General features: G+C 63.4%; 10 protein-coding genes. 7 read left to right on the top strand and 3 right to left on the bottom strand.

Features of this window, described 5'->3' with window-relative positions:
• The 6 genes from VM94_RS17920 to VM94_RS17895 all read left to right on the top strand — a co-directional run.
• A partial coding sequence (locus VM94_RS17920; RefSeq protein WP_046683316.1) for a thiamine pyrophosphate-dependent enzyme occupies positions 1-469 on the top strand: 469 nt, incomplete at its 5' end.
• A gap of 189 nt (positions 470-658) precedes the next feature.
• Positions 659-1,660: a phosphate acetyltransferase gene (gene pta, locus VM94_RS17915; protein ID WP_046684726.1), complete on the top strand. Its 1,002-nt coding sequence runs from the start codon at positions 659-661 to the stop codon at positions 1,658-1,660.
• Between the two features lies 1 nt (position 1,661).
• A complete protein-coding gene (locus tag VM94_RS17910; RefSeq protein ID WP_235432947.1) occupies positions 1,662-2,423 on the top strand; it encodes a sulfite exporter TauE/SafE family protein in 762 nt (253 codons plus the stop codon).
• A gap of 286 nt (positions 2,424-2,709) precedes the next feature.
• A complete protein-coding gene (locus VM94_RS17905) occupies positions 2,710-3,597 on the top strand; it encodes an RNA ligase family protein (RefSeq protein WP_046684724.1) in 888 nt (295 codons plus the stop codon).
• Positions 3,594-4,736: an AAA family ATPase gene (locus VM94_RS17900; protein ID WP_409929564.1), complete on the top strand. Its 1,143-nt coding sequence runs from the start codon at positions 3,594-3,596 to the stop codon at positions 4,734-4,736. The genes VM94_RS17905 and VM94_RS17900 overlap by 4 nt, the downstream gene beginning before the upstream one ends.
• Positions 4,737-4,956: 220 nt before the next feature.
• A complete protein-coding gene (locus tag VM94_RS17895) occupies positions 4,957-5,844 on the top strand; it encodes an NAD(P)H-binding protein (RefSeq protein WP_046684723.1) in 888 nt (295 codons plus the stop codon).
• A gap of 3 nt (positions 5,845-5,847) precedes the next feature.
• On the opposite strand, the gene VM94_RS17890 is transcribed toward VM94_RS17895, so the two are convergent.
• The 3 genes from VM94_RS17890 to VM94_RS17880 are packed head-to-tail and all read right to left on the bottom strand — an operon-like array spanning position 5,848 to position 9,426.
• Positions 5,848-7,578, bottom strand: coding sequence for a cobaltochelatase CobT-related protein (locus VM94_RS17890; protein WP_046684722.1), 1,731 nt, complete (start codon positions 7,576-7,578; stop codon positions 5,848-5,850).
• Positions 7,575-8,549 (bottom strand): AAA family ATPase, encoded by a 975-nt coding sequence (locus VM94_RS17885; RefSeq protein ID WP_082654519.1) that lies wholly within the window; start codon positions 8,547-8,549, stop codon positions 7,575-7,577. Before VM94_RS17885 ends, VM94_RS17890 begins: the two co-directional genes overlap by 4 nt.
• 40 nt (positions 8,550-8,589) lie before the next feature.
• Entirely contained in the window at positions 8,590-9,426 is an 837-nt protein-coding gene (locus VM94_RS17880; protein ID WP_374106902.1) for an IclR family transcriptional regulator, read from the bottom strand.
• Between the two features lie 202 nt (positions 9,427-9,628).
• Between VM94_RS17880 and VM94_RS17875 the strand changes: the two genes are divergently transcribed.
• Positions 9,629-10,747: sulfoacetaldehyde acetyltransferase (locus VM94_RS17875; protein WP_046684727.1), on the top strand; the 1,119-nt coding region annotated here is incomplete at its 3' end.

Below are 10,747 nucleotides of genomic sequence, written 5' to 3'. Positions count from 1 at the left end.
CTTTGGCAACTGCGGCTATGCCTTCCCGACCATCATCGGCGCGAAAGTGGCCGCGCCGCACCGTCCTGCCGTGTCGTACGCGGGCGACGGCGCCTGGGGCATGAGCTTGATGGAAACGATGACGTGTGTGCGCCACAACATTCCCGTGACGGCCGTGGTCTTCCACAACCGCCAGTGGGGCGCGGAAAAGAAAAACCAGGTCGATTTCTACAACCGCCGTTTCGTTGCCGGTGAGCTCGACAACCAGAGCTTTGCCGAGATTGCGCGCGCCATGGGCGCCGAAGGCATCACGGTCGACAAGCTGGAAGACGTGGGTCCGGCCTTGAAAAAGGCGATCGACATGCAGATGAATGAAGGCAAGACGACCATCATTGAAATCATGTGCACGCGCGAGCTGGGCGACCCGTTCCGCCGCGATGCGCTGAGCAAGCCTGTTCGTCATTTGGACAAGTACAAAGACTACGTTTGATGCGCTGGTGTTGTTGGATTACGCCCTCTGGGCTAATCCAACCTACGGGTACTGCATCCGCATGCGCGTAATCCCACAGCACCCTGACCGATCCTTGTATGACCCCGGCAATCGCGCCGGGTTTTATGTGCCGGACCCATGTTCCATGCTTCCATGGTTCCGGCATTTTTTTACCGAATTGGAGTCGCCATGAAAGCCCTGCACCGCATCATCGCGCAAGCCCGCGCCGTGCCGAAACACATCGTCTTGTGCGAGGGCGGCGATGCGCGCGTATTGCAGGCGGCCGCGCGTGCCGCTGCCGAAGGTCTGGCGCATATCACCATCGTCGGCCAGCCGGCCGCCATCCTGGCCCTGGCGCAAGAGAACGCGCTGGACCTGGACGCCGTGCGTCTGGTCGACCCGGTAGAGTCCAGCGAATCGGAACACTACGCCCAGCAATTGTTCGTGCTGCGCCAGGCCAAGGGCATGACGGTGGAGCAGGCGAGGAAAGCCGTGCAGGACCCGCTGTGCTACGCCAACCTGATGGTGCGCCTGGGCGATGCGGACGGCTGCGTGGCGGGCGCCGTGCACACGACGGCCGACGTGGTGCGCAGCGCCATCCAGATCATCGGCGTCGATCCGGCCTTCAAGCTCGTGTCGAGCTTTTTCCTGATGATGCTGTGCGAACCTTTCCACAGCCTCAAGGGCGGTTTCATCTTTTCCGACTGCGCCTTGGTGGTCGATCCGAAGGCCGAGGAATTGGCCGACATCGCGATGGCCGCCGCCGACAGCGCGCAAGCCTTGCTGATGGAAGAACCGCGCGTGGCCATGCTGTCGTTTTCCACCAGCGGCAGCGCCCACCACGCGGCCGTCGACAAGGTGCACGCGGCTACGGACAAGGTCAAGGCCCAGCGCCCGCTGCTGGCCATCGATGGCGACGTGCAGCTCGATGCGGCCATCGTGGCCGAGATTTCGCAGCGCAAGGTCAAGGATTCAGTCGTCAACGGCCGCGCCAATGTGCTGGTGTTCCCGAATCTGGATGCGGGCAATATCGGCTACAAGCTGGCCGAACGCATGGGCGGCGCCGTCGCCATTGGCCCCTTGTTGCAAGGCTTGAAGAAACCGGCCAACGATCTGTCGCGCGGCTGCAGCGCGATTGACGTGTATAACGTGATCGCGGTCACGTCTGTGCAGGCCCAGGGTGGGCGCTGAGTTGTTCAGCTGGCCCGTGCTGGCGCTGCTGGGCGTAGTGGCGGCGGGCACGTATTTCCAGACCGTCACGGGCTTTGGCCTGGGCATGATCGTCATGGGCGTGGCCAGCGGTCTGGGCCTGGCGCCCGTGCCCGCGCTGGCGGCCCTCGTCAGTTTGTTGTCCCTGGCCAATTGCCTCGTGGCCTTGCCGGGCGCCTTGCACCACCTGGACTGGCGCGCCATCCGCGCGGCCAGCATCGGCTTGCTGCCGGCCATGGCGGCCGGCGTCTTGCTGTTGGGATATTTGGACCAGGCGTATGCGCCCATCCTGAAACTCTTGTTGGGCGCGGCCATCGTGTATGGCGGCGTCAGCATCTTGCTGCAGGCGCCGCCGGGGCCGGGCGCGGCCGACAAGCGCAGCTTCTTCATCAGCGGCGTGTGCGGCGGCCTGTTCTCGGGCCTGTTTTCGCTGGCCGGACCGCCGCTCGTGTACCAGTTCTACCGCCAGGAAATGAGTTTAAAGACCATCCGCTACAGCCTGATTTTTTTGTTCGCCATCAGCGCGGGCGGGCGCTCCTTGATGGCGGGCAGCCAGGGCCAGCTCGACGCAAAAGTGCTGTTGCTGTGCGCGCTGGCCTTGCCCGTGGGCGTGCTGGCCACCATGGCCGGCAAGCGCTACCCGCCACCGATCGCGCAGCGCGGCATGCGCCGCATTGCGTTCGCCGTGCTGACCCTGATCGGCCTCTCGCTGATGGCGGCGGCCGTGCCGCAATTGTTCGGTTAATCGTGCGGCGCTTGCAAAATATGCAAACAGCCTTTATATTCGCGGTTCTTTCTAGAACCTCTTCCTTATTGGAGCCAAAAGTGCCTCGCTTCTTCGCCATCACCTGCTAACGCTGACGAAATGCTCTTTGCAGCATCGTTCGGCGCGTTGACGCCCCCGATTGCTGCGGCACTGCTCTTTCCGCACACGTATCCAAGACTACGCTCTTGATCGTCCACGCCCGAACACGTCGTCAGCACCCCTGACCCTGTATGGACACGCCCCGGTGAACGCGGCGTGGGACGCTATGTTTTTACAATCTCTACCCTTATTCAAATACCCGCGCACGCCGCACCTGGAAGGCTCGCGCCTGCAGGATGGCGACGACGGCTCGGACCAGATGCCCCTGAAAAAGCTGGCCGGACAGTACGTCGTCATCGAGGAAAAAATCGATGGCGCCAACTCCGCCGTGTCGTTCAGCGATGTGGGCGAAGTGCTGCTGCAGTCGCGCGGCCATTACCTGGCGGGCGGCGGCAGCGAACGCCAGTTTAACCTGTTGAAACCGTGGGCGCATGCGCATGAACACGCCTTGCTGTCCATGCTGGAAGACCAGTATGTGCTGTTTGGCGAATGGTCGTACAGCAAGCATTCCGTGTTTTACGACCGCTTGCCCCATTACTTCAACGAGTTCGACGTGTATTGCCGCCGCAGCCAGATGTTTTTGTCGACGGCGCGCCGCCACGCCATGCTGGCCGGCTCGCCCGTGCTGTCCGTGCCCGTGCTGTATGCAGGATTGATGCCGACTTCGCCAAAACAGTTGTGGCAGTTGCTGCGCCATTCGCTGGCCAAGTCCCGTCTGTGGCGCGACGCTTTTGAAAGTGCGGTGGCGCGCGAGCGCCTGCCTTTGGACTTGTGCTGGAAGCAGACGGACAAGTCCGACCACGCGGAAGGCCTGTACCTGAAAGTGGAAGACGACGAGCAAGTGCTGGCCCGCTACAAGCTGGTGCGCCATGACTTCACGCAAACCATCCTCGACAGCGGTTCGCACCACAGCACGCGGCCCTTGATCCCCAACCAGCTGGCCGAGGGTGTGGACCTGTACGCGCCGCAGCCGCTCGTCAGCTGGGAAAGCCTGGGCTTGCATACCTGCCGTTCGCTCGACGAACTGGCAGCTTTATCGAGGAGTACAACATGATGAACTGGAAAACCCTGCAGCAACTGGTGCCCGTGCCTGGCCAGTCGCCCGATTTCAACGCTTGCCTGGCCGCCTTCCCGCAGCTGGAACTGGCGAAGACGACACCGCAAAACCCCGTGTATCACGTGGAAGGCGATGTGTGGACGCATACGATGATGGTGGTGGAGTCCTTGCTGGCCATGCCCGACTACCAGGCCGCCACGCGCGCGGAGCAGGAAATCGTTTTCCTGGCCGCCTTGCTGCACGACGTGGCCAAGTGCAGCACCACGGTGATCGACCCGGTAACGGGCGCCATCGGCCAGCCCGGCCACTCGCGCAAGGGCGCCCTCGATGCGCGCATCGCCCTTTGGGATTGCGACGTGCCGTTTGCCGTGCGCGAAGAAATCTGCCGCCTGATCAATGTGCACCAGGTGCCGTTCTTTGCGCTGGAAACGTCGCGGCGCGGCGTCACGCCCGAGTTCATCGTGCGCGAACTGTCGTGGCAAGTCGATATCCGCTTGCTGGCCATGCTGGCCGAGGCGGATATCCGCGGACGCATCTGCCCCGATCCGCAGCGCATACTCGACGCCATCGAGCTGTTCCGCGAACTGGCGCGCGAGGAGGGCTGCTATGGCCAGCGGCGCGTATTCGTTGACGATCACACGCGCGTCAAATATTTTCGTGGCGCCGAAGCCCATCCCGATTACCCCCTGTTCCAGGAGCCGGGTTCGCACGTGATCGTCATGTCGGGCTTGCCCGCGTCGGGCAAGAATACGTGGGTGGACAAGCACCATCCGCGCCTGCCCGTCGTGTCGTTCGACGATGCACGCATCGCCCTGGGTTTGAAGCACGGCAAGAACGAAGGGCAGGTGGGCGACTATGCGGAAGAGCGGGCGCGCGAACTGTTGCGCAAGGGCGAACCGTTCGTGTGGAACGCCACGCATCTGTCGAAACTGATGCGCGAAAAGACGCTCAACCTGCTGTACAAGTACCACGCGCAGGTGGAGCTCGTGTACCTGGAGCAGCCGCGCAAGGAATTACTGCGGCGCAACGGCCAGCGCGACACGTCGCTCAGCAACAAAAAGCTGCAGGGCATGCTGTGGAACTGGGAAATCCCGCTGCCGATGGAAGCGCATGCCGTGCGTTACTGTGTGGACTAGCCCTGCCGCGGTCAAGCGCCGTTGAAAGCGCTTGACCGGGCGGGCGCCACGCGCCATGCTGGGCGCATGACACTTGTTTTCCCTTCTTTCCTGTAAGCCAGCCGCAGTGCCGCCCCGCTGGGGGTGGGCCGCCGCATGGCCATCTTTGATCTCATCACATCATCTGCGAGCGCTGCCGCCCCGGCATGGGGTGCGCCTGCGCTCGCCAAAGGAAAAGAACATGAAAACAATGCATCTCGCCGTCGCCGGCGCCTCCGGACAAATGGGCACCCTCGTCGTCAATGAGCTCATCGAGCTGCGCGCCCGCCATCCGGGCATGACGCTCACCGCCATCACCCGCACGCCTGAGCGCCATGCGGCGTGGCAAGAACAGGGTATCGGCGTGCGCTTCGGCGACTTTGACCAGCCGCAGGGCCTGGCCGCCGCTTTCCACGGCGTCGAGCGCCTGCTGTTGATCAGTACGAATACCATCGACGATACGGGACGGCGGCTGGCGCAGCACCGCCATGCCATCGAAGCGGCGCGCGAGGCCGGCGTCGGGCATATCGTCTACACCTCGTTCCTGCAGCCGGAAGAGGGCAAGAGCTCGCTGCTGAACGACGACCACCGGGCCACGGAAGCGTTGCTGAAAGAGAGTGGCATCGGCCACACGATCTTGCGCAATGCGTTTTACCAGGATTTGCTGCTGGTGGTGCTCGGCACTGCCGCCGTGGATGGTCAGTTGCGCACGGCGATGGGGCAAGGCCATGTGTCATACGTGGCGCGCGAGGATTGCGCCCATGCCGCCGCCGCGGCCCTGGCGGATGGCTACCTTGGCAGCCGCATCCTGGACATTACCGGCCCGGCTGCCATCGATGCGCAGGCGCTGGCCGCTATCGCCGCCCAGGTATTCGACAGGCCCATTCAGGTCGTGGCTCTCGATGCGGAAGAGCGCGTGCGCCATTTCATTGCCGGCGGCATGGCGGCGCCGATGGCGCAGATGCTGGCAGGCATCGAGCGCTGGCTGGCCACCGATGCGATGCACATCGTCAGTGACGACTATGGCGCGTTGACGGGCAGGCATGCGTCGCCCGTGCAAGCCTTCCTGCAGGCGCTTACGCCGGCATAACGATCACTTTTTCCGCCCACCGAGCAACTGCGCGATCTCGCTGAACAGTTCATTGTTCAGCGAGGCGGGCAGGGTGGTGGCCAGGCTGCGGCTGTAGTAAGCGCCCAAGTCCAGGCCCAGTCCCAGGCCGCAGATTTCCACGGCGCCCTGCGCCTCGCGGCGCGCCACCACTTGTTTCAGATGTTGCGCCAAATAAAACTCGTCGTTGGCCAGATTCGTGGCTGTATCCATCGGGCAACCGTCGGATACGACGAGCAGGATGCGCCGCCGTTCCGGGCGCGCCAGCATGCGCTTGCACGCCCAGTCCACGGCTTCGCCATCGACGCCTTCGCGGTACAAATCCGCCTTCAGCAGGGCCGCGATGTCGGGCCGCGCGCGGCGCCAGCTTGTATCGCCATCCTTGAAGACCATGTGCACGAGTTCATTCAAGCGGCCGGGGTTGGCGGGCGAGCGGGCGCGCATCCAGTCGCGTTTGGCTCGTCCTCCGTTCCACGCGCCCGTCGTAAAGCCCAGCAACTCGGTGGCAACGCCGGCCTGGTCCAGCGCGCGCAGCAATATGTCGAGCAGCACGGCCACGGATTTCGCATGCGTCTTCATGGAGCCGGAGCAGTCGACGAGAAAGGTGACGAGGCAATCGGCCTGGGGCAGGAATTGTTCCTTGCGAAACAGTCTGCGCTCTGACGGTGAACTGATCAGCTGCGCCAGCCGCCGACCGTCGATGTATCCCTCTTCCTCGCCAAACGACCAGCCGTCGCGCTGGGGCACGGCCAGCAATTGCGTGAAACGCCGCGCCAGGCGGGCCGTGTTGATGCCCAGGCTGGCGATGCGGGCATCCATGCGTTCGCGGTATTCGAGCAGCAGGGCGCGGCGGACCAATTCACCCGCTTTTTCTTCGCGGTCGTATGCGGTGGAATAGGCCTTGTAGCCGCCATCGCCGTCGCTGAAGGCGCGGCTCTCGCCCAGCGGGGCGGCATCGGGAAGGTGGTCGTTATCGCTGTCGAAATCGAGCAGCAGCTTGAAGGCGGCCTGCGCCTTGGCGTCGCCTGCGTCGTCCTGGCCGCCATCGCGCGCCGATTGCGCGTCTTTCAGCATGGCATCGACGGCGTGGGCGATGGCCAGAGCGTGGCGCGCAAACGCCGTTTGGTCCATGCGGTGGCAGCGCAATCCCGCCAGGTCGCCGCTCAGTTGCGAGGACACGGACCAGCGCGTGGCCTCGATAAAATCTTCCGTCTTTTCCAGCACGGGCCTGGCCGTCAGGCGCGACCAGCACATCTGGAATACCGTGTACAGCAGCAAGCCCGAAGCGCCCTCGGCCAGGCCGGAATCGTAGAACGCGTGCGACCAGGCCGTGAAACGGTGGCGCAGGTTGCCGATCACGCCAGCGTGCTGTTCGGGCGCCAAGGTTTCAACCCTTAACTGTTCCAGTAATTCAAAGACGAGGCGCGCCACCGGTTCGGCCGGACACAGTGAGCGGTGCAGCTTGGCGTCCGTATGCAGCAGGCGCAGGGCCACGCTGTCGGCCGCGCCGCGCAAGGACGGCAAATCCTGCAGCGCCGCATCGGGCTGCAGATGGGCTGCGTGGATGGGCAGGGGGCGGTGACCGTCGTGCAGGCGGCGGCCCCGGTAGCGTATCGAGGGAGAACCGCTGAGGGCGCGGATGGCGCCCGCGCACAGTTCATCCGTTTCCTGCTGCTCGCGCGTGTAGGCGGCAGGCGCCGTTGCTTCGGCGCTCATGCCTGGCTCGCCAGCAATTCCTCATTGAAACAGCGCTGGTAATACTCGGCCACCATGGGCCGCTCTGCCTCGTCGCATTTATTGAGGAAGGACAGGCGGAAGGCCAGCGCAGGGTCGCGGAAGATCTGGCAGTTTTCCGCCCAGGTAATCACCGTGCGTGGCGACATCAGACAAGCCAGGTCGCCCGCCGCATAACCATGGCGCGTGAGGCTGGCCACGGCCACCATGCTGGCGGCCAGCTGGCGGCCCGCCTCGTCGTTCATGGCGGGGACACGCGCCAGCACGATCTCCGTTTCCTCCTCCTGCGGCAAGTAGTTCAAGGTGGCAACGATGTTCCAGCGGTCGATCTGCGCGTGGTTGAGCACTTGCGTGCCGTGGTACATGCCGTTCAAGTTGCCAAGACCCACCGTGTTCGAGGTGGCGAACAGGCGGAAGTGGGGATGGGGCGTGATGACCCGGTTCTGGTCGAGCAGGGTGAACTTGCCGTCGCGCTCGAGGATGCGCTGGATGACGAACATCACGTCGGGGCGGCCCGCGTCGTACTCGTCGAAGATCAGGGCCACGGGCCGTTGCAGCGACCAGGGCACGATGCCCTCCTGGAATTCCGTCACCTGCTGCTGTTCGCGCAGCACGATGGCGTCCTTGCCGACCAGATCCAGGCGGCTGATGTGGCCGTCGAGGTTGACCCGCACGCAAGGCCAGTTCAGGCGCGCCGCCACCTGCTCGATATGCGTGGACTTGCCCGTGCCGTGCAAGCCTTGCACCATCACGCGGCGGTTGTGGGTGAAGCCGGCCAGTATCGCCAGGGTCACGTCCTTGTTGAAGCGGTAGGCGGGGTCGATGTCGGGCACGTGCGGGTCGCGCTCCGTGAAAACGGGCACGAGCAGGTCGCTGTCGATATGGAACAGGCTGCGCACGGACTGCAAGGTTTGCGCCGCTGCGGCGGGGGGATGTTGGCGTGAATCTGGCACCTTGTTCTCCTGTGGAACCGCAGCATGGGCGCTACGGCGGTTATGAATGACCGGTTTGCAATGCGTCGTCGTCCCCGCCCGTCGTCGGCATGGTTTCCGATTCGATGGCGGCCAGGGCTTGCGCGGCGCGTTGCAATGCTGGCAAGAAATGTAAAGCTTTGTCGTGCGTCAAGCGGATGATGGGCGCCTGGATGGCCACGGCCAGGTTCGAGCGGCCGTTTGGGTTCGGCACCAGCACGGCCACGCACAGCAGGCCGGGCAGGAATTCCTCGTCGTCCAGCGCATAGCCGTTGCGGCGCACCAGTTCCAGTTCGCGCTCGAGCTTGACGGGGTCCGTTTCCGTCTTGTCCGTAAAGCGCGTCAATTCCATGTGGCCCAGCAGGCGGCGCCGTTGCACGGGCGTCATTTGCGCCAGGAACAGTTTGCCGCTCGACGAGCAATGGGCCGGCACGCGCGAACCGGGATGCAGGTAGAAGCGCAGCGGGGCCGCCGTTTCCACGCGGTCCAGGTACACCACCTCGCTGCCGCTGAAGGCCGTCAGGTTGCAACTTTCGCCCACTTCCTCGACCAGCTGGCGCAAGACCATGCGGCGGGCGCCATGGAAGGTGTTGTTAATCAGGAGGTTCGACGCCAGGCGGCGCAGGCGCACGCCCGTGCTGTAGTGGCGGCCATCGCTTTCGCGCTGCAACACGCCCACGCTTTCCAACTGTTGCAGCATGCGGTGCAGGGTGGGCTTGGGCAAGCCCGTTTCTTCCACCAGCGCTTGCAGCGACAGCAACTGGTCTTTTTCAGCAATCACTTCCAGCAAGGCAAACAAACGCATCGTGGGCGTGTCGCCTTCCAGTTTTTCCGGCTCAAGTTTTGGGGATGAAATCATGTCCATGGTGGCCTCGGTTGTCTGTCTGAGTGTTATTTCATTTTCGAACTCAAATTGTACCGTTTCCTCGAAATTCTGTTTGACTTTTGATTGCTGAACGCTTAAATTGAATTGTATATCAAATTTCGGAACAAAATATACCGTTTTTTGATAATTTAACCGAAGCTTATCACCACAGACCAGGAGACACCCCATGAATGACATGACCGACCAAAAAGCCGCCGCCGCCGCGATACCTGTTGGCCCGCAAAAGATGACGCCTTCCGAAGCGTTCGTGGAAACCCTGGCCGCCAATGGCGTGACCGACATGTTCGGCATCATGGGCTCGGCCTTCATGGACCCGATGGACATTTTTGCACCGGCCGGCATCCGCCTGATCCCTGTCGTGCACGAGCAGGGCGCCGGCCACATGGCTGACGGTTACGCCCGCGTCTCGGGCCGCCATGGCGTCGTCATCGGCCAGAACGGCCCCGGCATCAGCAATTGCGTGACGGCGATTGCCGCCGCCTACTGGGCGCATACTCCGGTCGTGATCATTACCCCGGAAACGGGCACGATGAGCATGGGCCTGGGCGGCTTCCAGGAAGCGAACCAGCTGCCGATGTTCGAGGAATTCACCAAGTATCAAGGTCATGTGACCAATCCGGCCCGCATGGCGGAATTCACGGGCCGCTGTTTTGATCGCGCCATGTCGGAAATGGGCCCGACCCAGCTGAACATCCCGCGCGACTATTTTTATGGCGAAATCAAGGCCGAGATTCCAAAACCGAACCGCCTGGACCGCGGCGCCGGCGGCGAACAAAGCCTCAATGACGCGGCCGAATTGCTGGCGAAAGCCAAGTTCCCCGTGATTATCTCCGGCGGCGGCGTCGTCATGGGTGAAGCGATCGAGGAGTGCAAGGCCCTGGCCGAGCGCCTGGGCGCGCCAGTGGTCAACAGCTACCTGCACAACGACTCGTTCCCCGCCAGCCACCCGCTGTGGTGCGGTCCGCTCGGCTACCAGGGTTCCAAGGCGGCCATGAAACTGATCGCCAAGGCCGACGTCGTCGTCGCGCTCGGTTCGCGCCTGGGCCCGTTCGGCACCTTGCCGCAACACGGCATGGATTACTGGCCGAAGAACGCGAAGATCATCCAGATCGATGCGGACAACAAGATGCTGGGCCTGGTCAAGAAAATCTCCGTCGGTATCTGCGGCGACGCCAAGGCGGCCGCCAAGGCCATCCTGGCACGCCTGGACGGCAAGACGCTCGACTGCGACGCGACGCGCGACGAGCGCTATGCCACCGTGCAAGCCGAAAAAGCGGCGTGGGAAGAGGAATTG

The organism is Janthinobacterium sp. KBS0711 (assembly GCF_000988085.1).
In the GTDB taxonomy this organism is placed as follows: domain Bacteria; phylum Pseudomonadota; class Gammaproteobacteria; order Burkholderiales; family Burkholderiaceae_D; genus Janthinobacterium; species Janthinobacterium lividum_E.
The sequence above is the reverse complement of the archived record's forward strand: the minus strand, read 5'-3'. Positions and strand labels throughout refer to the sequence as shown.